Genomic DNA, 21,656 nt, shown 5'->3' on the forward strand with positions numbered 1-21,656 from the left:
CCGGCATGCTCCCGCATTCAAAAGGGCTCACCGTCCGCCGCGCCAGGACCGCCGATGTACCCGCCGTACGCCGTCTCATCGACGCCTACTCCCGCGACGGGATCCTGCTCGACAAAGCCACCGTCACGCTTTACGAGGACATCCAGGAGTTCTGGGTGGCCGAGCGGGACGAAGACGCCGAGGTCGTCGGCTGCGGCGCGCTCCACGTCATGTGGGAAGACCTCGCGGAGGTCCGCACGCTGGCCGTGGACCCGCGCCTGAAGGGCTCCGGCGTCGGCCATCACGTCCTGCAGAAGCTCCTGGCCACCGCGCGCTGGCTCGGAGTGCGGCGCATTTTCTGTCTCACCTTCGAAGTCGACTTCTTCGTCAAGCACGGCTTCGTGGAGATCGGCGAGGCTCCCGTAGACGGTGATGTCTACAGTGAGCTGCTGCGTTCCTATGACGAGGGCGTTGCGGAGTTCCTTGGCCTCGAACGAGTGAAGCCGAACACCCTGGGTAACAGCCGGATGCTTCTGCACCTGTGATGAGTGTTCTATGTCCGAATCGCTCCCCTATCTCATGGCTACGGAAGCAAGCGTTCCCCGGTCTGCGGGCAAGTGAACCCTACCCAAGGGTTTGTGTTTTTCCCGGAAAAGCGGTTTGCTTTCCGTCGTAATCCGCATTCGATGAAAGGGAAACCGGTGGCACAGAAGGTTCAGGTTCTTCTTGTCGACGACCTCGACGGCGGCGAGGCGGAGGAGACGGTGACGTTCGCTCTCGACGGCAAGTCCTACGAGATCGACCTCTCCGACACCAACGCGCAGAAGCTGCGTGAGTCGCTCTCCGAGTTCGTCAAGGCCGGTCGCCGTACCGGTGGACGTTCCGGCGGACGCGGCAAGGCGCGTGCGGCGGCGGCTTCCGGCGGCAGCCAGGACACCGCGAAGATCCGCGCTTGGGCGAAGGAGAACGGCTACAACGTCAATGACCGCGGCCGTGTCCCCGCCGACATTCGTGAGGCATTTGAGAAGGCCAACGGCTGATCGCCGCAGGCGCGGTCCGATTGGGCATTACGAGCACGCAACAACCGGGCACGGTGGCACTCCGTCGCCGCCGAGCTCACGAGCCGTACGAGGTCGGGGGCGCCCCCACCGTCCCCGTTTCCTGTCCCGAGCCCCGTGGTGGGCAGGGAATTCTCCGCCTCGTACCCCGGCCGGGGAGGCCGCATCCACACCGCGGCCTCCCGGGAGCCGAATCCGCAGGGCAGTGACGCCGGGGCGGCGCCGGTGGGGACCGCCGGTGCGGGCATCCGGTCCCCGGCACCACGTGCCGTGAGATCAGGGGTAAGCGCGCCCCACTCCAGCCATTCCAGGATTCCCGGGAGTTCCTCGGCGCCGCCGGCTGCGATGAGCACGAGCAATTTCGGCCGATCGCTCAGGGGTTTCCCGTCGCGTCCGGTCCGCACGAACGCCACCGGGCCGGTCCGCGGCCACCGCCGCAGCACCGCGCTCCCCGCGTCCGCCGGCATCTCCAGGGCATCGAAGCGCACCCCCGTCAGCAGCTCCACCGGCTCCGGACCGGCGGTCGGCCAGCCCAGCTCGTCCTCGTACCAGCGGCGGACGGCGGAGGCGGCGGGGACGGCGGGAGCCCCGGCGAGAGAGCTGCGGGGGCGTGGAAGCACGCGGGCCATGCCCCGTGCAACTCCTCACACTCCAGGAAGTTACGCTGAGTACGCGCCCCCATACGTGTCGTGTCCGGGGAAGAGGCGTGGCGGGGTATTCGGAGGCGCGCGGATGTTCGCCCGTAGCGGATGGAAGCGGCCCGCGCCGCATGGAGTGTCAGTGGCAGCGGGTAAGACAGTCTCAGTGGGAAGAGACGGTGTGACCGGCGCACACGGCGCCCCGGCCCCGCCGACGGCGGGATGCGGGCGGCGTGTCGGGGACGGGCGCGTTCGCCACGGGCGTAGTGGCGGACGGCGTATATGCCTGGCCTGCGGGAACATCGTCTCGCACCATCGAGTTGGAGCAGATGTCAGCTGTTCGGCAGTAAATTTCCCCGCCGGAGCGGGGGTGATCCGGACGGGTGTCGGCAGTTGGAATGAGCTGTCCCGCCCCGCGGGACTAGCATGCGGAAGGACAGGGAGGGGACCGACCCCTAACTGCCTGACCGCTCTGAGGAGCGATTAACGATGTTCGAGAGGTTCACCGACCGCGCGCGGCGGGTTGTCGTCCTGGCTCAGGAAGAAGCCCGGATGCTCAACCACAACTACATCGGCACCGAGCACATCCTCCTGGGCCTGATCCATGAGGGTGAGGGTGTCGCCGCTAAGGCCCTGGAGAGCCTCGGGATTTCGCTCGAGGCGGTCCGCCAGCAGGTGGAGGAGATCATCGGGCAGGGCCAGCAGGCGCCGTCCGGGCACATCCCCTTCACCCCCCGTGCCAAGAAGGTCCTGGAGCTCTCGCTCCGTGAGGCCCTCCAGCTCGGCCACAACTACATCGGCACCGAGCACATCCTGCTCGGCCTGATCCGCGAGGGCGAGGGCGTCGCCGCCCAGGTCCTCGTGAAGCTCGGCGCCGATCTCAACCGGGTGCGGCAGCAGGTCATCCAGCTGCTCTCCGGCTACCAGGGCAAGGAAGCCGCCACCGCCGGTGGCCCCGCCGAGGGCACGCCCTCGACCTCCCTCGTCCTGGACCAGTTCGGCCGCAACCTGACGCAGGCCGCTCGCGAGACCAAGCTCGACCCGGTCATCGGGCGCGAGAAGGAAATCGAGCGCGTCATGCAGGTCCTGTCGCGCCGTACGAAGAACAACCCGGTCCTCATCGGCGAGCCCGGCGTCGGCAAGACGGCGGTCGTCGAGGGCCTGGCCCAGGCCATCGTCAAGGGCGAGGTGCCCGAGACCCTCAAGGACAAGCACCTCTACACCCTCGACCTCGGTGCCCTGGTCGCCGGCTCCCGCTACCGCGGTGACTTCGAGGAGCGCCTGAAGAAGGTCCTCAAGGAGATCCGCACCCGCGGCGACATCATCCTGTTCATCGACGAGCTCCACACCCTCGTGGGTGCGGGTGCCGCCGAGGGCGCGATCGACGCCGCCAGCATCCTCAAGCCCATGCTGGCGCGAGGCGAGCTGCAGACCATCGGTGCCACCACGCTCGACGAGTACCGCAAGCACCTGGAGAAGGATGCGGCCCTCGAGCGCCGCTTCCAGCCCATCCAGGTCGCGGAGCCGTCGCTGCCGCACACAATCGAGATCCTCAAGGGCCTGCGGGACCGCTACGAGGCGCACCACCGCGTGTCCATCACGGACTCCGCGCTGGTCGCGGCGGCCACCCTCGCCGACCGCTACATCTCCGACCGCTTCCTGCCGGACAAGGCGATCGACCTGATCGACGAGGCCGGCTCCCGGATGCGGATCCGCCGCATGACCGCACCGCCGGACCTGCGCGAATTCGACGAGAAGATCGCCGATGTGCGCCGGGAGAAGGAGTCCGCGATCGACTCGCAGGACTTCGAGATGGCCGCGGGCCTGCGCGACAAGGAGAAGCAGCTCCTCGCCGCGAAGACGAAGCGGGAGAAGGAGTGGAAGGCCGGCGACATGGACGTCGTCGCCGAGGTGGACGAGGAACTGATCGCCGAGGTCCTGGCCACGGCGACGGGCATCCCGGTCTTCAAGCTGACCGAGGAGGAGTCCAGCCGCCTGCTCCGCATGGAGGACGAGCTCCACAAGCGCGTCATCGGCCAGAAGGACGCCATCAAGGCGCTCTCCCAGGCCATCCGCCGTACCCGTGCCGGCCTGAAGGACCCCAAGCGTCCCGGTGGCTCGTTCATCTTCGCCGGCCCGTCCGGTGTCGGTAAGACCGAGCTGTCCAAGACGCTGGCGGAGTTCCTCTTCGGCGACGAGGACGCGCTGATCTCCCTCGACATGTCGGAGTTCAGCGAGAAGCACACGGTCTCCCGGCTGTTCGGTTCGCCTCCCGGCTACGTCGGCTACGAAGAGGGCGGTCAGCTCACCGAGAAGGTGCGCCGCAAGCCGTTCTCCGTGGTGCTCTTCGACGAGGTCGAGAAGGCCCACCCGGACATCTTCAACTCGCTGCTGCAGATCCTGGAGGACGGTCGCCTGACCGACTCCCAGGGCCGGGTCGTGGACTTCAAGAACACGGTCATCATCATGACGACCAACCTCGGCACGCGGGACATCTCCAAGGGCTTCAACCTCGGCTTCGCGGCCCAGGGCGACACCAAGTCCAGCTACGAGCGGATGAAGAACAAGGTCAACGAAGAGCTCAAGCAGCACTTCCGCCCCGAGTTCCTCAACCGTGTGGACGACACCGTCGTCTTCCACCAGCTGACCGAGGAAGACATCATCCAGATCGTCGACCTCATGATCGCCAAGGTGGACGAGCGGCTCAAGGACCGCGACATGGGCATCGAGCTCAGCGGCACCGCCAAGTCGCTGCTGGCCAAGCGCGGGTACGACCCGGTGCTCGGCGCCCGTCCGCTGCGCCGCACGATCCAGCGCGAGATCGAGGACGCCCTCTCGGAGAAGATCCTCTTCAGCGAGCTGCGTCCGGGCCACATCGTGGTCGTCGACACCGAGGGCGAGGGTGAGAGCGCCAAGTTCACCTTCCGCGGCGAGGAGAAGTCCGCTCTGCCGGACGCCCCGCCGATCGAGTCCGCCACCGGCGGCTCGGGCCCGAACCTGAGCAAGGACGCCTGAGCGGAGTCCCGGCGAAAGCGTTAATCGCCGCCGACTTCACCCCGGCGCACAACGCGCATACGGCACTGCCCGGAATCGTTTCTCACGGTTCCGGGCAGTGCCGTATGTGCGGGGTGTTCTTCCTGATCTCTGATGTTCCGCATGTGATGTCGAAAATGCGGCGGGGCGGCGTGAGGATCTCTTTTCGGCCGTATGTGCTGAGTACCCCGCCCGCGACGAATTCCGTAGGGAACGCCGTTCCCGGAACGAATAGCGGCCGATCAGCGACCGGCCCGTTTCGGAAAGGCGGCCCGCTCCGCGCCGGAATGCCCAGGTCGCGACGGCCCCCGGCCCGCTAGGAACGGGGCCGGGGGTGCCGGGTGAGTTCGACGTGGGGCGGCAGATCGTCGGCGGGCTCCGGGCGGAGGCCGCCGAGATAGACCTTCTGAAGGTCACGCAGACCGGCCATCGAGGGAAGGGCGATCGGCGCGTCGTTGGTCATGTGGCCGTTGTACAGCTCAAGGGAACGCAGGTGCGGGAACGCCGGGAGGACCGCGCGCAGCACCGCGCCCAGGCGGGGCACCGGCACCCGCCCCATGTTGAGGAGGGCCAGAGTCCTGACCTGAGGGAGCCGGAGGCCGGGCGGGACGTGCAGCGAGACCTCGTCCGATGCCACCCCCAGCGACAGCCAGTCCAGTTCGGGCAGCGATGCCAGCTCGCCCCATTGGTCCTCGCCGAAACCGTCGGTGAGCCGGGGCAACTGCAGGCTGCGCAGCCGGGGCCAGGCCGCCAGCCCCGCGCACTCGGCCCCGACCGGCCGGCCGAGCGTCAGATAGGTCAGCGGCGCGCCCGCGGGCAGCGCCGCGGTGCCCTCCGGGAGGCCGGTGTAGAGGGAGAGGCTGGTGAGGCCGGTCAGTGCGGCGAGCCCGCGCGGAGTCGGCAGATCCGTGTCCTGCGGCCCGGAGAGGTTCAGCGTATGGATGCCGAGTTCCGCCAGCGGGGCGAGGTTTTCGACCGCGGGGCAGCCCCACAGTGACAGCCACTCCAGTGCCGGGAACGCCCGGAGGAAGGCGAGATCACTGATCACGGGGTTCCCCGTGATCGTCAGGTTCTCCAGGGGCTCGTGCACCAGCTCGTCGAGGAGTTCACGGGCGGTGAAGGAGCCGCTCACTGCCACCCGCGCCCGGCCGCCGAGCGCCTTCAGCGCGCGCAGCTCCGCGGTGGTCTCAGCGGTGACCATCGCGCGCGGGTCCAGGTGCCGCACGACGTCCCGGGCATACCGCTCCGTCTCGAACGACCGCCACGCCGAGGCAAGTTGAACCTGCGTGCCGAACGCGGGGTGTTCGACGAACCGCTTGACGACCTCGAAGGCCGCGTCCGAGGCGAGCAGCTCCGCGGTCGCCACCACCTCCTGCGCCTCGTCGTCCGCCAGCCCGTCCGGCCCGGGCAGCAACTCCAGGACGAACGGCCCCACCTCTGCCAGCAGCCGGGACTCCTCGCGGCTGCGGGGCGGCAGGATCGCCCGGGCCCGCTCGTCCACCTCCTGGCGCACCCGCGGATCGAGCTCCGTCGCGTGCTCCAGGCAGGCCAGGGCGAGGAGGTGGACGCGCAGCCGGCCGCGGTCGTCCGCCAGGCCGTCGCCGTACGCGAGCAACTCCCGCAGCAGTTCCGCCCGTTCACGCGGCCGGGCGTGCGCCACCGCCATCCGGATCACGTCCTCCCACTGGGAGTCCGCCGCGTGCTCCACCAGCAGCCCGAAGTCGCCGTCCTCGACCGCCGCCTTCGCGCCCAGGTAGTCCTGGAAGGTGCGGTGGACGAACTGGACCGAGCCGGGGGCCGGTTCGCGCAGCAGACCGCTGCGCAGCAGCAGGTGGCGGAAGACGGCCTCCGCGCTGCCCTGCGCCGCCGCGGACGGGACGGCCGGCAGCGCCTCCGCCACGATGCGCTCCGCCCGCGCCCGGTCCAGTTCCGTCCGGCCGTTGCGGATGAGCCAGTACGCCAGCCGTTGCAGCAGCTGGATCTGCGGGGCGTCGCCGAGGTCGATGCCGGTGGGGGCGGCCATGTCGCGTTCGCGGTCGCGGCGGGAGAGCAGCATCGCCAGCGCCGCGTCGTACAGCTCCTTGCGGCCGGTGGGCAGATAGCCGCGGCGGTCGCGGTGCAGGGCGCAGATCAGCGCGCACATCAGCGGGTTGGTGGCGAGCCGGGCCAGGTCCTGTTTGGTGTGTACGGCGGTCAGCAGCGACTGCCGGTAGGCGTCGAGTGCCGTGGTGTCCGTCCCGTCGCGGCGGGCCGCGTCGTGCCAGCGGCCGATGAACGCGGTGACCTCGGCGCGGCGCATGGGGGCCAGCGTCAGCTCGTCGAAGCCGTCGGCGGCGAGCCAGTCGTCGCGGACGGCGGAGGGGCGGGTGGTGAGCAGCCACAGGCTGTCCGGGAAGGCGTCGAGCAGGTCGCGCAGCCAGCGGCGGGCCTGCTCGCGTTCCCGGTCGGGGATCTCGTCGAGCCCGTCGACGAGGAGGAGGGCCCGCCCGGAGGACAGGACCCGGTCGGTCCAGCCGTCGGGCTGCGAGCCGGCGACGGGGCAGCCGACGGCGGCCAGGAACCGTTCGGGGGTGGGCAGCGGCGCGCCGTCGCGGGTGAGGGTGCGCAGCGGCAGGACGAAGGGAACGCGGCCGTAGAGGTGGGGGAGGGGCGTCTCGGCGGGGGGCTTGGTGCACGAGACGGCCAGCCACTGGACGAGGGTCGTCTTGCCCGAGCCGGCGACGCCCCGCAGCAGGACCCGGTCCCGGCCGGAAAGGGCCTGGTCGGCGGGGGCGGGGGCAGGCGCGGGCGGTCCGGAGTCGCCGCCCCACGGGCCGAGGGAGCCGACGTCGGGGGCGGCCGGCGAGGTCGCCTCCAGGCTCATGTACGCGGCGTCGAGCGGCCACCGGTCGGGGGAATGGGCGAGGTCGATGCCGTAGAGGGTGAGCCTGCTGTGCTTGCGGGCGATGTACGCGAGATAGGTGCGCTCGAAGGCGGTGTCGGCGGCGCGGGGGGAGGGGCAGCGGGCCAGGAACGCGTCCATGGCGGTGATCAGGCCGTCGAGGTTGCGGCTCTGCTGGACGAGGGTGCGGGCCACGAAGGCCGAGCGCTGGGTGAAGAAGTGCACGATGTGCAGGCAGGCGGTGTCGACCAGGGCGTCGTGCAGCAGCTCCGCGTCCCGGGAGAGGTCGCGGGCGGCGTGCGGGCTCGCGGAGCGCAGGCGCGCGGCGAGGGCGGCGGGCCCGAGGTGTACGGCCTGGACGTCGTCCATGTGGAGGTCGCCGAGGCCGCGCAGCGTGGTGGCCAGGGCGCCGGCGAGGGCGTCCTCCTCCGTGGCGGGCACCGGCCGCTCGCCGGGACCGCGGGCGCGTAAGGAGCGCTCGACCAACTCCCCGGCGAGCTTGCGCAGCTCCTTGTCGCCGAGTGTGCGCCGCTCGCCCTTGAAGGAGACCAGGCCGGATATCCGTACGGGGCCGGGGACCAGGGCCGCCCCCGGGCCGTCCTGGAGGAACAGTTTCCTGACGAGTGGTGCGAGCACGCTCGACGCGAGCCGGACGCCTGCTGCTGTCGGGTCCATCGTGCGGTCCGCCCTCCCCTGGCCGGTGCTGCCGACGCGGCCAGGCTAGCCGGAAGGGGTGTGGCCGCGGTCACGAATTCCACTTTTCCCGGGCGCCCGGAAAGGGATATCCGACGGCCCCGGGTAATCCAGGTCACACATTTCCGAGTAACCCGGGTCACACGGAAAAGGTATTTGATCTCCTCCCCGCGTGACATGACACACAGGCCCCGAGGGCCCTACTAAACAATTTAGGGGGAGCGGGGTGCGGAAAACAGGGGGTGCGCGGGGCCCGGCGCGGGCCGCGGGGGCGGCCCGGCGGGCCGGCGGGCCCCCACCCGCGCAACGCGGGGGTAAAGCGCCTGATCAGGCGGGGTTTCACGCCCTCAACGACTGTCCGAAATGACCGGGTTAGCGGCTTTCGCTCAGATCGTTGGGTGGGTGGCAAGAGGCGGATTTCCCGCGTTTCGCGTACGGGCCGGGATAGTAGAAAGGCCCCTTGGCGGGGCGGCGATGAGCGGTTACCAAGGAATGGCGATCCCGGACCGCAGCCGGGAAAACCAATCACTTTCCGGAGGAAGAACCCGCATGTCGAAGTTCACCGCCATTCGCAATTCCAAGAAGACCGCTGTGCGCAACCGCGTCGCCGTCGTGGCCGCCGGTATCGGTGTGACCGCCGCGCTCGGCGCCGGTGTCGCCTCCGCCGCCGACGGCGGTCTGATGCACCTCACCTCGGGCGTCGGCTCGGCCGTCACCGCGCAGGCCGACGCGCAGGCCAAGGCCGCCGCCGACGCCAAGGCCGCCGCGGCCAAGGCCAAGAAGGATGCGGTCAAGAAGGCCGACGCCTGGGTCAAGCCGGTCGACAAGTACACGCTGGGCGAGCCCTTCGGCATCCCCGGCAGCCACTGGGCGCACAAGCACAGCGGTCAGGACTTCGTCGTGCCGACCGGCACCGCGGTCAAGGCCGTCCACAAGGGCACCGTCGTCAAGGCCGGTCCCTGGGGTGGCGGCGACGGCCCGGCGTACGGCAACGCCATCGTGATCAAGCACGACAACGGCATGTACACCCAGTACGCGCACCTGTCACAGATACAGGTCCATGTCGGGCAGCAGGTCGGCGCCGGTCAGCAGATCGCGCTCTCCGGCAGCACCGGCAACTCCACCGGCCCCCACCTGCACTTCGAGGTCCGCACCGGCCCCAACTACGGGTCGGGCATCGAGCCGACCGGATTCCTGCGGGCTCACGGCGACGCCGTCTGAGCTGAATCCGGCCGGGCTGGCCGGCGGCTCGGCGGGTTTGCCGCCGTGACCAGTTCTGTGGCGACCTCGAGGATGGCCTTGCGCTTCTCCTCGGGGTCGCCCTCCACGTTCTGCATCGCGAACATGCCCGCGTGCATGGAGAACAGTGCGGTGATGCAGCGCACCTGATCCGCCAGCTCGGAATCGGGCTCCTTGAGGAGCCCGAAGAGCGTCAGCATCCGCTCCTTGAAGGTCTCCCCGATGCTCAGGTCGCGCACCGTGGCCTGGTTCTCCTGCATGAAACGGAACAGCGGTTCGGCCGTGCGCAGCGACTCGCTGTAGCGCCGGATCAGCTCCGTCTTCGTCTCCAGGGTGCGCGGCTGCCCCTCGGCCCAGGTGATCAGCTCGTCGATGGGCCTGGTCAGGTCCTGGAACAGGCTGATGACGATGTCTTCCTTGGTCTTGAAGTGGTAGTACAGCGCCGCCTTCGTGACCTCCAGCTTCTCGGCGATCTCGCGCAGCGACGTCTTCTCGTAGCCCTGCTCGGAGAACAGCTCCAGAGCGACGTCCTGGATGCGCTGGTGGGTGTTTCCCCTGCGCGCCTGTGTGCTCATGGTGCTCTCCTGCGTCGTCGGTACTGGTCAGAGGGCTGCCCGGACGGGCGCAGGAGAAACTTACTTGACGCCCGGCTAGTTAGCCGCCTATCTTTCCCACTGTACTGAACTAGCCGGGCGGCAAGTAAGTAGGAGTGAGTGATGGGGAAGTCGCGTTCTGCGACCCCGACGGGGGACGGAAGGAAGACAGCGGTGACGGACAGACCTGCATCCGGGCCGGAGAAGACCGGCGAGAAGCAGCCCGCGAGCGTACGGGTGGTGCTCTTCGCGCTGATGATCACCATGCTGCTCGCCATGCTGGACAACATGATCGTCGGCACCGCGATGCCGACGATCGTCGGCGAACTCGGCGGCATGAGCCACCTGTCCTGGGTGGTCACCGCGTACACCCTGGCCACCGCGGCCTCCACGCCCATCTGGGGCAAGCTCGGCGACATGTACGGACGCAAGGGCGTGTTCCTCACGTCCATCGTCATCTTCCTGGTCGGGTCGGCGCTGTCCGGCATGGCTCAGGACATGGGGCAGCTGATCGGCTTCCGCGCCGTCCAGGGCCTCGGCGCCGGCGGCCTCATGGTCGGCGTCATGGCGATCATCGGTGACCTGATCCCGCCGCGGGAACGCGGCAAGTACCAGGGCATGATGGCCGGCGTCATGGCCGTCGCCATGATCGGCGGCCCGCTGGTCGGCGGCACCATCACCGACCACCTCGGCTGGCGCTGGAGCTTCTACATCAACCTGCCGCTCGGCGCGATCGCACTGATCATGGTCACCGCCGTGCTGCACCTGCCGAAGAAGCGGTCGCAGACCCGGATCGACTACGCGGGCGCCGCACTGCTCACCATCGGCATCACGGCCCTGGTGCTCATCACGACCTGGGGCGGCACCGAGTACGACTGGCTCTCCGGCCAGATCATCGGCCTCGGCGTCCTCGGCGTCGTCGCACTCCTCGGCTTCGTGCTGGTCGAGCGCAAGGTCAGCGAGCCGGTGCTGCCGCTGCACATCTTCCGCAACAGCAACTTCTCCCTCGTCACGCTCATCGGCTTCCTGGTCGGCTTCGTGATGTTCGGGTCGATGACCTTCCTGCCGCTGTTCCAGCAGACCGTGCAGGGCGCCTCCGCCACCAACTCCGGCCTGCTCCTGCTGCCGATGCTGCTGTCGATGATGGTCGTCTCGCTGTTCGCCGGCCGGGTCACCACCAGCACCGGCAAGTACAAGGTCTTCGTCGTGGTCGGCGGCGGACTGATCACCGCGGGCCTGGCCCTGCTGTCCCTGATGGACACCGACACCACGCGCTTCACCTCCGGCGTCTTCATGGCGGTCCTCGGCGCCGGCATGGGCTTCCTGATGCAGACCACGATGCTGATAGCCCAGAACAGCGTCGAGATGAAGGACATGGGCGTCGGCTCCTCGTCCGCCACCCTCTTCCGTACGATCGGCGGCTCCTTCGGCGTCGCGATCCTCGGCGCGATCTTCACCAACCAGGTGCAGTCCACGATGGTCCAGCGGCTCGGCAAGGCCGCTGGCGAGAAGATGACCGGCAGCAGCTCAACGATGGACCCCAAGGACCTCCCGAAGCTCCCGCCGATGATCAAGGACGCCTACGGCCACGCGGTCGCCACCGGCACCCACCACGTCTTCCTGTGGGGCACCGTGATCAGCGTCATCGGCTTCGCCGCGGCCTGGTTCCTCAAGGAGGTCCCGCTGCGAGGCGCCCCGACGAAGCCGGCCGCCGACAGCGCCGAGGAGGGCACTGCGGCGGAGCGGGTGCCGTCGGCTGTTTGATCCCACGTTGTCGTCTGCGGCGCCGCGGTGGTTGCTCGCCGTTGCGCCTGCGGCGGGCCGGGTGGTCTGTGGGTGCGGTGACGGACCTCCGGGGCCTTGTGTGTGGACTGCTTCGCTTTACGTCCACACACAAGGCCCCTCCCCGCAGGCGCAACGGTGAGACGACACACGGCGGGAAAGCCAACAACGTGCGGCGCTACCGATCCGGCAGATGGAGGACCGGAAAGCTCCCCGTATTCGTAGGGGCGTTCTCCGGGAGCCAGAGGACGGAGACCGCGCCGGTCGAGCCGTCCGTGAGTTCGTCCGCGTTCCGGAACGTCAGCCGGGCGCCCAGCACCCGCGCCTGGCCGGCCGCGATGGTCAGACCCAGGCCGTGGCCACGGCCCGCACGGTCGCTGCTTCCGGTACGGAACCGGCTGGGACCCTCGCGCAGCAGCGCCTCCGGAAACCCCGGGCCGTGATCACGGACCCGCAGCACCCGGCCCTCCACCGTCACCTCGATCGGCGGCCTGCCGTGCCGCGCCGCGTTCGCGATGAGATTGCCCAGGATCCGCTCCAGCCGGCGCGGATCCGTGGTGACCTCGGCCTCCCGTACGACATCGACGGTGATCTCCGGGTCGAGGGCACGCACCCGCCGGGCGACGAACTCGCCGAGCACCACGTCCTGCAGCTCCGCCCGCTCCGCATGGCCGTCGAGCCGCGCCACCTCCAGCACGTCCTCCACCAGCGTGCGCAGCGCCTGCGCCCGGTCCCGTACGAGCTCCGAGGGGCGGCCGGGCGGCAGCAGCTCGGCCGCCGTCAGCAGACCGGTCACCGGCGTACGCAGCTCATGGGCGATATCGGCGGTCACCCGCCGCTCCGCCTCGATGCGCTCCTGAAGGGCGTCCGACATCGCGTCCACGGCCCACGCCAGGTCGTCGGTCTCGTCACGCACCCGCCCGCTGCCGACCTCGTCGCGGATCCGCACCGACGTGTCACCGTCCGCCAGCTTGCCCGCGGCCGCCGCCGCCTTCCGCAGCCGCTTCGACAGCCGACCACCGACCAGCACACCCAGCGCACAGCCGCCGACCACCACCGCGGTCGAACCGATGACCAGCGCCTGGTCCAGATCGTCCAGCACCGCGAAACGGTCCGGGAAACGGTCGTGCATCGACAGCACCCGGCCGTCGCTGAGCGGCGTGGCGGCCCACACCTCGGGGGCGGTCTCCCCGGTGTCCTGGAGGTACGTGGCGCGCTCGTTCTCCGAGACCTCCCGGCGCAGCGCCGGCGGCAGCGAGGGATCGTCGATCTTCGCGCCGAACTGCAGACGGTTGGTCGACTCGAAGATCTTCTGCGTGAAGTTCAGCCGCTCGACCTGCACGTCACGGCTGTTGTCCAGCATCGAATGCCGGGCGGCGTTGTGCACGACAAGGCTCAGCGCGATCGCGACCAGCGCTCCGACGAGCGCGATCGCCGCACTGAGCTTCCATCTCAGCCCCGTCCGCAGGGCCAGCCTGACCACCGGAGGTGTCAGCCTCTCAGCTTGTAACCGAAGCCGCGGACCGTCTCGATCCGGTCCTGGCCGATCTTGCCGCGCAACCGCTGGACATGGACGTCCACCACCCGCGTGTCACCGCCCCAGCCGTAGTCCCAGACCCGCTCCAGCAGCCGGTCGCGCGAGAGGACCGTACCCGGTGCGTTGGAGAACTCCAGCAGCAGCCGCATCTCGGTGGGCGTCAGCGCGACGTTCTCGCCGCCCTTGCGCACCTCCATGCCCTCGGTGTCGACCTCCAGATCACCGAAGCGCAGCACCGCCTCCACCGGATCGTCCGCGTCCCCCGGAGAGGGCCGGACCCCGTTCGGGCCACTCGCATGACCGAAGCGCCGCAGCACCGCACGTATCCGGGCGACCAGCACCGCGCCGTCGAACGGCTTGGTGACGTAGTCGTCCGCGCCCGCCTCCAGCCCCAGCACCACATCGATGGAGTCGGCCCGCGCCGACAGCATGATCACCGGCACCGTCGACTCGTCGCGGATCCGCCGGCACAGGCTGACGCCGTCGAGGCCCGGCACCATCACATCGAGCAGCGCGATGTCGGGACGGTTGGCGCGGAACGCCTCCAGCCCCGCCAGCCCGTCGGGCATCGCGGTGACCGTGAAACCGTCCCGCTCCAGCGCCAGCTGCGTGGCCTCGCGGATGACGTCGTCGTCCTCGACGAAAAGCACATGGGTCTCGGCCATGCGGTTGTCTCAACCCTCCGATCCCGTGCCGTCGCCCGGCGTGCCGCCGTCGACGGTGGTCTTGCTGTAGTCGGTGTGATACCGGTGGTGCGGCGTGAAACGCCCGCCGGACCAGCGGTACGTCATCACATCTTCCCCGGAAGGGCAGCACACCTTGTCCCCCGCGGCATAGGTCTGCTTGGAGATCTCCAGCTCGCCCTTGTTGACCCCGGCGTAGACCAACGGCTGCTCATTCGCATACACGTTGTCATACCCGTCCTTCGCGCCGGCGTGCCTGCGATAGACGTATGAACCGATCCCCACGGAATCCGCGCAGGTCATGACGTTGACGATGACATCGGGAGACTTGCTGCCGGTCAGCGACGCATACGTCACCTCGACCGGGTACTCGTCCGCGGCACACGGCTTGTAAAGGGACTTCTTCACGTCCGCGCTGACCTTCGGGTCGTCCTTCATCAGCTGGACGGCGTCGACCTTCTTGTGGCCGGCGGTCGAGGCCGGGCTGGGCGCACTGCTCACGGCGCCCTTCGGCGCGGGCGTGGTGCTGGCCGAACCCTCACTGCGGACCCCCTCGCCCCCCGGATTGCATCCGGCCAGCAAAAGGCCAACGGCGGCCACACCTGCCGTGGCCGCGCCGCCTTTGGTCAACCCGGTCCTGGTCAACCTGTTCCTGGACAATCCGCTCCCGCTCACCGCGCCGCTCGCACAGCCGCTGATCCCGCTGCTGCTCCTGATGTGATTGTCGCGCGTCGAGCTGTGAACGTTACGGCCTCGCCCGGCGTGACCGTTTTCACACGTAATGTCGCGCTGTTCGATGTCCGGCTCCGCACCGGGAACCGCCGGCCACCGGTCAGGCCGCGCACCGCTCCCGCTCCCGCTCGCCGCGCTCCAGCATCCGCGCGTCGATGTCGCGGGCCTGCAGCTCCTGGCGCAGCCTGGCCAGCGCACGGTGCAGCGTGCTCTTGACCGTCCCCGTGGACATGCCGAGCGCGGCGGCGGTCTCCTCCGTGCTCATCTGCTCCCAGTGTCGCAGCACGACCACGCTGCGCTGCTTGGGTGCCAGCACCCCGAGGATGTCCATCAGCAGGGCACGGTCGGCACGCTGCTCGGTGCCGTCGTCCACGCTCGCGTCCGGGAGCTGCTCGGTGGGCACCTCCTCCAGCTTGCGAGCCCGCCACCACTCCGTACGGGTGTTGATCATGACGCGGCGGAGGTAGGCGTCGGCCAGCGACTTGTCGGCGATGCCGTCCCAGCGGCCGTACGTGCGCACCAGCGCCGTCTGCAGCAGGTCCTGGGCGTCGACCGGGTCGGGCACCAGGCGCCGGGCACTCCGCAGCAGGGCCTCCTGCCGCGTACGCACGTACTCTTCGAAGTCCAGTACCTTGCCGCCGCTGGTCGCCATTCCGACGCCTCCGATCCGCTTGCGATTCCCCACGTTGACCGTGCTGGCGGTCATCTCCAGCACGAGGAAGACGCTACGGAGGGGGTGTTGCGACGTAATGTGCGTGGGCCCCACAGCAAGTGCACGGAAAACCCTCGGTTGTGTAACAGCCCGCCGGGCCTCATACCTCGGACGGATGCCGGGGCTACGCGGGTCATACTCGGGACGGACAACCGCCCCACCGCAGGGCTTACGCGCCCCACCGAGCCGCCCCGCAACCCCTACGGGCATCGCTATCCGGCCAATTGGCCACCACTTTTGAGTCATAGGGGTCGATCGTTGGCCGGGTTTGCCAGGAGGTGACCGGGTTCGGCCTGGAGGCGGGACGAGGCCGGGGACGGGCGGCGGTCGGCCCGCGGCCGGCCCGATGGGTGCACGGCGACCGGCCGGACGGCGGCGCGGCGACCGACCCGAAGGCTGCGCGGCGTCCAGCCCGACGGGCAGCGAGCGGACCCGTGGCCTGACCCCGCCCCCGAATCCCCGCCCCGATCCGCGCCCTGATTCCTGGGTCACCGCTCCGGGACCGGACCGCTCCGCGCCCGGACCGGCATCCGATCCGATGTCTGAGAAGGCGTCAGGCCCGGCCGCCGGAGCAGCCGGGCCCGTCGCCCACTTCCGTGGCAGCCGCGCTACGACGTCGGCAGCCGGTAACGGCCCCCGCTCAGCGGCTCCACCAAACCGTCCGACACCAGCCCGTCCAACGCCCGGGCGCGCTGCACCGGCTCGTCCCACACGGTGTCCAGCACCTGCTGCGGCACCGGCGCGACCGCCTCCCGCAGCACGGCCAGCAACTTGCCGCGCACCTGCCGGTCCGTACCGGCGTACGCCTGGGTGCGCCGCGGCGGACCGTCGTGCACCGGCGACCCGGCCAGCCGCCACGCGCACCGCGCGGCGATCGGGCACCGATGGCACTCCGGAGCACGCGCCGTGCACAACAGCGCACCCAGCTCCATCGTGGCCGCCGCCCAGCGCGCCGCCAGCCGCTCGTCCTCCGGCAGCAGCTGACGGGCGAGCTTGCGCTCCGCCGCGGTGGTCGCGTTCGGCGGGAACTGCCGGCCGGCCACCGCACGGGCGAACACCCGCCGCACATTGGTGTCCAGCACCGCGTGCCGCTGCCCGTAGGCGAAGGACGCCACCGCCGCGGCGGTGTACTCGCCCACGCCGGGCAGCGCCAGCAACTGGCCGTGCTCACGCGGCACGTCGCCGCCGTGCCGTTCCTGTATGGCGGATGCGGCGGCATGCAGCCGCAGCGCGCGCCGCGGGTAGCCGAGCCGGCCCCAGGCCCGCACAGCCTCGCCCGGCGCCTCGGCGGCCAGGTCGGCGGGGCGCGGCCAGCGGGCCAGCCACTGCTCGTACACCGGCAGCACTCTGCTGACGGGGGTCTGCTGCAGCATGAACTCGCTCACCATCACGCCCCAGGCGCCCGCCTCGGGGCGGCGCCAGGGCAGATCGCGGGCGTGCTCGTCGAACCAGTCGGTGACCGGGCCGTGCAGCGCGGTCCCGTCTGCGGCCTCCGCGGCCGGAACGGCGGCGGAGGCGGTCTCGGCGGCGGCGGTTGTGGCAGTGGAGGTGACAGGAGTCGAAGTCATGGCACCGCCGATCCTGGCACGTCCGCACGCGCCCAGGAAACGCACCGGGCCCGCCCCGCCGCACGCCCACCCGCACGCAGGACGCCCACATGCCCACACACGGCGGCTACCGCCGGTACGCCACCCCGCCACGCCAACAAAATCCCGACCGTTCCCCAAGCCCAGTCACCATCCGCTCACCCTCCGCGGGAACTGATTACTCTCCGTAATCGTTGCCGGAATAATGGAGGCAGCGGCGGCACGGCGGGTGGCGAAGGAGAGCCGGCCATGGCGGGCGAGGGCGGGCGACGGGGTGGCGGGGGCGAGTGAGAGGGCGGGCGCGCGGTGAGCGAGGGGGCGGGGCATGGGGAGCAAGGGCAGCGGCCGCGGCGAGCGAGGGGATGGGCATGGCGAGCGAGGGGCGGCGCCCGTGAGTGGGGGTGGGCGTGCCGAGCGAGGATGCAGACGGGGCGAGGATGCAGACATGGCAGACATGGCAGAGATGAGCGGTAGGGAACCGAGCGACCCGACGGCAGGCACGCACGGTGCGGCGGGCACTGGCGCGGGAAGCGGTACGGCGTGCCCAGTGGCGATTCGGCGGGCGCTGGCCGCGCACACGACGCTGACGCTGGCGTACGTGGACGAGGACGGGCCGCAAGCCTGCGCGGTGCTCTACGCCACCGGCGGCACGACGGCGAGCAGCAGCCCCGCCCCCGACCATGCTCCCGACAGCGCCCCCGGCCATGGGTCCGACCTGGGCTCGGGGCCTGCGCTGTACTTCGTCACCGCGACCACGACCCGGCACGGCCGGGCCCTCGCCGAGCCGGACGCGCGGGTCGCGTTCACGGTGCAGCGGGACGGTCAGGAGTGGGGCGAGCTGACGGGAATCCAGGGGCGGGGGCGTTGTCGCATCCTGGCCGGTGCGGAGCGGGCGGCCGGCTGGCGTGTGTATACCGAGCGCTTCCCCTTCGTCGAGCAGAGCGACCGGCTGCGGGACGCCCTGGAACGCACGACCCTGTGGGAGCTGCGGCCCGACTGGCTGCGGCTGATCGACAACGGGCAGGGCTTCGGCCACAAGGAGGAGTGGCAGCGTCCTGAGGGGCAGCCTCTGTCCTGAGGCGCGGCGTACGTCCTGAGGGGCGGCTTCGGTCCTGAGGGGAGCCTCTGTCCTGAGGGGCGGCGTCCATGAGGCTTGAGGGAGGTGGCAGTCGTGGTTCCCGAGGGAGTGGTGACTTGTGGCCCCCGCGAGCGACGCCCCCTTGGAAGCCGCAACAGCCCACGGCTGGAAACCGCAACGTCCCGCGGCTGGAACCACAACGGCCAGCAGCCCACGGCTGGAAACGACAACGGCCCACGGCCCACGGCCCACGGCTAACGGCCACCGGCCAACGGCTCACCGCTCACGGCTCGGCTCGCGGTGAAGGGGTGGAGCGGGGTGGGGTTAGGGCTGGACCAAGATTTGCCACTTGCGGTTGCTGGCGCGCAGGTGGTGGACCAGGCGGGTCGTCGGGCGGCTGAGGAGGGCCGTGCAGAGGACGGCTGCCGTGGCGCCGAGGGTGAGGCCGGCTGCGACGTCGTGGGGGTAGTGGACACCGACGAAGATCCGGGAGAAGCCGGTCAGCAGGGCGATCGGCAGGGCCAGCCAGAGCGCGGTGCGCCAGGTGGCGGCGATGCCGACGGCCAGGGCGGCGGCGATCGTGGAGTGGTTGCTCGGGAAGGACCAGTCGCCGTGCGGCGGGCAGGGGATGAGTGAGGCGGCCGCGCCCGCCACCGCCCGGCAGGGGCGTTCCTCGTGCACCGCGCTCTTGATGATCTCGCTCAGCAGGTACGCGGCGGCGGTGGCTATCGGTGCCAGCAGTGCCAGCGCGACCCGGTGGGCGCTGCCGCGACGGGCCCGCCACCAGGCCGCCACTGCGAGCGCCATCAGGAGCAGCAGGCCGCCCTCGGTGCCGATGTCGGCGAGGGAGCGGAGCCAGTGCGGAGCGTCGTGGGCGAGGTCGGTGATGTCGCGGTAGAGGCCGGTGGTGCTGTTGGTGATGGGGGCGTGGGTGGGATGGAGGGGGGCGGGGTGCAGGGGGGTGTAGTGCAGGAGAGGGGTGGCGAGGGGCGCGTCGGCGGTGAGCGTGCTGTTCATGATCAACGACGGTATGGGGTACGGCGGGTGGGCGCATGAGGCGAAGGTCAGGGGGTGCATCTGACGAAAGATGGGGCCGGAGCGGCGCAGAACCCCTACTAACGGGGCATCAGGGGCCGTTACGGCGGGAAACGCGGGTGTAGCGGCCGCTCCGGGCCGATCATGGGAAAAGTTGCAGCCTGATGCGGCGGGTAGTGGCCGGTGTGACTGCCGTTCTCTCGTAGAGTTTCCGCGTGGGATCACTGCGCAATCCGATCGGGCCGCTTCCCTCCTCCATCTACTGGCGGCGGAGGGCCGTTGCGCTGGCCATCGTCGTCCTCCTCGCCGTGCTGGTCGTCTGGGCGCTCAACCTGGGCGGCGGCGGCAGTACGAACGCCGATGGCGGCAAGGGTGGTTCGCACGGCAAGGGACCCGCGACCTCCATCACCCCCGGACCCTCGTCCGGTGGCCCGGCCATCAGCCAAAAGCCCGGCGGGCGCGACGAGTCGGGCGCCGGCGGGGAGTCGGGCTCGGATTCGGGTGGTGGTGACGGCTCTTCGGGCGGCGACGGCAGTGGTTCGGGTGGCGGAAGTGGTTCGGGTGGCGGCGCCGGGACCGGTGGTTCCGGTGGCGGCGGGCCGCTCGGGCAGGGGTCCGGCAGCGTGGTGTCTGCCGACTCGTCCTTGCCCAACTGCACCTCCCCGGATGTGGAGTTGGCGCTCAAGAGCGTCAAGGAGTCCTACGCCCGCGACAAGAAGCCGAAGTTCGAGCTGACGATCAAGAACACGGCCGACGCGGCCTGCAAGGTGGACCTGGGGCAGAAGGCCGCGGTGCTCACCATCACGGACACGGCCGGCGACGACCGGGTGTGGGCCTCGAACGACTGCCCGTCGGGCACCGCTCCCGCGCTGCTCCAGGTGCCTGCCGACGGTTCCGTGAAGCGGACCGTCGAGTGGGACGGCCACGCCAGCGGACCGCAGTGCGCGACCCCGAGTTCGGCGGTGGTGCCGGCCGGCAAGTATCTGATCGAGGCGAAGGTGCCGGGGCTGAAGACGGCGCATACGTCGTTCGTGCTGGCCAAGGACTGAGCCCGGGCCCCTCCCCAGGGCCCGTCGGCTCGGGTGGCGCGCGCAATCGACCCGTCTGAGCCCCCCGCTCAAGTGGCCCGGCAATTCGGCCTGACCAACCAGCCCGTCCCGTAGTGGAAGAGCGGGCTCCGTTAGTTGCGCTCGTAGGGATTCCGCTGCGAGCGTGCGGTACTGGTTCCGGCCACTTCCGTCCGGCAGGGTCGTGGACATGAAGCTACTGATGCTGGGCGGGACGGAGTTCGTGGGCCGGGCGGTCACCGAGGCGGCGGTGGCACGGGGCTGGCAGGTGACGGTCTTCCACCGCGGCCATCACGCGCCGCCGGAGGGCACGGCCGCGCTGCACGGTGACCGGCGGGACCGGGCCGGCCTCGCGGCCCTGGAGACGGGTGAGTGGGACGCCGTCGTCGACACCTGGAGCGGTGCGCCCTCGGCCGTACGGGACGCCGCGCGCCTGTTGGCGGGCCGGGTCGGGGCGTACGCCTACGTCTCCAGCCGGTCGGTGTACGCGTACCCGGCCGCGTTCGGGCTGGGCGAGGACGCACCGCTGGCGGAGGGCTCCGCGGACTCCACGGACGGCGACGACTACGCGGCGGCCAAGCGGGGCGGCGAGCTGGCCGCGGTCGACGCCTTCGGGGACCGTGCGCTGCTGGTGCGGGCGGGGTTGATCCTCGGCCCGTACGAGAACATCGGGCGGTTGCCGTGGTGGCTGAACCGCATCGCCCGCGGCGGCCCCGTCCTGGCGCCGGGCCCGCGGGACTTGGCGCTGCAGTACGTCGATGTCCGGGACATGGCGGAGTGGACGTTGGACGCGCTGGAGGCCGGCCGCGGCGGCGCGTACAACATGGTGAGCGAGGTCGGGCACGCCACGATGGGTGAGCTGCTGGACAGCTGCGTCAAGGTCACCGGCTCGGACGCGGAGCTGCGCTGGACGGCCCCGGAGGACGTGCTCGCGGCCGGTATCGAGCCGTGGACCGAGCTGCCGGTGTGGCTGGCGCCCGGCGAGGCGCGGGACGCGTTCTTCGGCGCGGACGTCTCCAAGGCGGTGGCGGCCGGGCTGAGGTGCCGGCCCGTCAGCGAGACGGTCGCCGATACCTGGGCCTGGCTCCGGGACATCGGCGGGGTGGCGCCGCAGCGGCCGGACCGGCCGGTGGTGGGACTGGCGCCGGAGAGGGAGGCGGCCGTCCTGGAACGTGCCGTGGAGTAGTGGAGCAGTCGGCCGGGGCCGCGCCGACGGGGCCGCCTCGTGGCGCGGACGGCTGGTGCGAGGGGCGCCTCGTGCCCACGTCACGCCCGCGCGGCGCCGTGGCGGGTGCCCCTCCGCAAGCGACGCCGGGCGGGGGCCTTGCCC

The 21,656-nt window shown here is 70.6% G+C and carries 17 protein-coding genes; 8 read left to right on the forward strand and 9 right to left on the reverse strand.

Going from position 1 to position 21,656, the window contains the following annotated elements:
* Window positions 1-5 precede the first annotated feature (5 nt).
* Both OO62_RS20670 and OO62_RS20675 read left to right on the forward strand, forming a co-directional pair.
* On the forward strand, window positions 6-524 hold the full coding sequence (locus OO62_RS20670; protein WP_033268971.1) for an amino-acid N-acetyltransferase: 519 nt from the start codon (window positions 6-8) through the stop codon (window positions 522-524).
* Window positions 525-680: 156 nt separating this feature from the next.
* Complete coding sequence (locus tag OO62_RS20675; RefSeq protein WP_033268972.1) at window positions 681-1,019, forward strand: histone-like nucleoid-structuring protein Lsr2; 339 nt, start codon at window positions 681-683, stop codon at window positions 1,017-1,019.
* Here the strand turns inward: OO62_RS20675 and OO62_RS40800 are convergent.
* The gene (locus OO62_RS40800) at window positions 950-1,666 is read right to left on the reverse strand and encodes an SCO3374 family protein (protein ID WP_078617283.1); all 717 of its coding nucleotides are present in this window, start codon (window positions 1,664-1,666) and stop codon (window positions 950-952) included. The two genes, OO62_RS20675 and OO62_RS40800, sit on opposite strands and share 70 nt — an antisense overlap.
* A gap of 498 nt (window positions 1,667-2,164) precedes the next feature.
* Here OO62_RS40800 and OO62_RS20680 point away from each other — a divergent pair, with 498 nt between their 5' ends.
* A complete protein-coding gene (locus OO62_RS20680) occupies window positions 2,165-4,690 on the forward strand; it encodes an ATP-dependent Clp protease ATP-binding subunit (protein ID WP_033268973.1) in 2,526 nt (841 codons plus the stop codon).
* A 334-nt stretch (window positions 4,691-5,024) separates the two neighbouring features.
* Here the strand turns inward: OO62_RS20680 and OO62_RS20685 are convergent, their stop codons facing one another.
* Window positions 5,025-8,264 carry an NACHT domain-containing protein gene (locus OO62_RS20685; RefSeq protein ID WP_033268974.1) on the reverse strand — a complete coding sequence of 1,080 codons (3,240 nt, stop codon included), beginning with the start codon at window positions 8,262-8,264 and terminating at the stop codon, window positions 5,025-5,027.
* Between the two features lie 567 nt (window positions 8,265-8,831).
* Between OO62_RS20685 and OO62_RS20690 the strand changes: the two genes are divergently transcribed.
* Window positions 8,832-9,503 carry a M23 family metallopeptidase gene (locus OO62_RS20690; protein ID WP_033268975.1) on the forward strand — a complete coding sequence of 224 codons (672 nt, stop codon included), beginning with the start codon at window positions 8,832-8,834 and terminating at the stop codon, window positions 9,501-9,503.
* Here the strand turns inward: OO62_RS20690 and OO62_RS20695 are convergent.
* Window positions 9,485-10,096: a TetR/AcrR family transcriptional regulator gene (locus OO62_RS20695; protein ID WP_033268976.1), complete on the reverse strand. Its 612-nt coding sequence runs from the start codon at window positions 10,094-10,096 to the stop codon at window positions 9,485-9,487. The two genes, OO62_RS20690 and OO62_RS20695, sit on opposite strands and share 19 nt — an antisense overlap.
* Before the next feature lie 141 nt (window positions 10,097-10,237).
* On the opposite strand from OO62_RS20695, the gene OO62_RS20700 reads away from it, so the two are divergent.
* Window positions 10,238-11,878: an MDR family MFS transporter gene (locus tag OO62_RS20700; protein WP_051733464.1), complete on the forward strand. Its 1,641-nt coding sequence runs from the start codon at window positions 10,238-10,240 to the stop codon at window positions 11,876-11,878.
* A gap of 196 nt (window positions 11,879-12,074) precedes the next feature.
* Here OO62_RS20700 and cseC read toward each other — a convergent pair whose 3' ends face one another.
* The 5 genes from cseC to OO62_RS20725 all read right to left on the reverse strand — a co-directional run bounded on the left by cseC (window position 12,075) and on the right by OO62_RS20725 (window position 17,128).
* On the reverse strand, window positions 12,075-13,379 hold the full coding sequence (gene cseC / locus OO62_RS20705) for a two-component system sensor histidine kinase CseC (RefSeq protein WP_033268977.1): 1,305 nt from the start codon (window positions 13,377-13,379) through the stop codon (window positions 12,075-12,077).
* Window positions 13,380-13,387: 8 nt separating this feature from the next.
* Window positions 13,388-14,098: a two-component system response regulator CseB gene (gene cseB, locus OO62_RS20710; RefSeq protein WP_033268978.1), complete on the reverse strand. Its 711-nt coding sequence runs from the start codon at window positions 14,096-14,098 to the stop codon at window positions 13,388-13,390.
* A 9-nt stretch (window positions 14,099-14,107) separates the two neighbouring features.
* The gene (locus OO62_RS20715; RefSeq protein WP_318533621.1) at window positions 14,108-14,617 is read right to left on the reverse strand and encodes a hypothetical protein; all 510 of its coding nucleotides are present in this window, start codon (window positions 14,615-14,617) and stop codon (window positions 14,108-14,110) included.
* 331 nt (window positions 14,618-14,948) lie between these two features.
* Complete coding sequence (locus OO62_RS20720; RefSeq protein ID WP_078617284.1) at window positions 14,949-15,554, reverse strand: SigE family RNA polymerase sigma factor; 606 nt, start codon at window positions 15,552-15,554, stop codon at window positions 14,949-14,951.
* A gap of 614 nt (window positions 15,555-16,168) precedes the next feature.
* A complete protein-coding gene (locus OO62_RS20725; RefSeq protein ID WP_033268980.1) occupies window positions 16,169-17,128 on the reverse strand; it encodes an HhH-GPD family protein in 960 nt (319 codons plus the stop codon).
* 565 nt (window positions 17,129-17,693) lie between these two features.
* On the opposite strand from OO62_RS20725, the gene OO62_RS20730 reads away from it, so the two are divergent.
* Entirely contained in the window at window positions 17,694-18,224 is a 531-nt protein-coding gene (locus OO62_RS20730) for a pyridoxamine 5'-phosphate oxidase family protein (protein ID WP_228332506.1), read from the forward strand.
* Between the two features lie 324 nt (window positions 18,225-18,548).
* Here OO62_RS20730 and OO62_RS20735 read toward each other — a convergent pair whose 3' ends face one another.
* Window positions 18,549-19,241, reverse strand: coding sequence for a phosphatase PAP2 family protein (locus tag OO62_RS20735; protein WP_078617285.1), 693 nt, complete (start codon window positions 19,239-19,241; stop codon window positions 18,549-18,551).
* A gap of 233 nt (window positions 19,242-19,474) precedes the next feature.
* Here OO62_RS20735 and OO62_RS20740 point away from each other — a divergent pair, with 233 nt between their 5' ends.
* Together OO62_RS20740 and OO62_RS20745 are read left to right on the forward strand one after the other, a co-directional pair.
* Window positions 19,475-20,308, forward strand: coding sequence for a hypothetical protein (locus tag OO62_RS20740; RefSeq protein ID WP_033268981.1), 834 nt, complete (start codon window positions 19,475-19,477; stop codon window positions 20,306-20,308).
* Between the two features lie 208 nt (window positions 20,309-20,516).
* Window positions 20,517-21,512 carry an NAD-dependent epimerase/dehydratase family protein gene (locus OO62_RS20745; protein WP_033268982.1) on the forward strand — a complete coding sequence of 332 codons (996 nt, stop codon included), beginning with the start codon at window positions 20,517-20,519 and terminating at the stop codon, window positions 21,510-21,512.
* Window positions 21,513-21,656 lie beyond the last annotated feature (144 nt).

Origin of the sequence: Streptomyces lydicus (assembly GCF_000717345.1) — a bacterium.
Lineage (GTDB): Bacteria > Actinomycetota > Actinomycetes > Streptomycetales > Streptomycetaceae > Streptomyces > Streptomyces lydicus.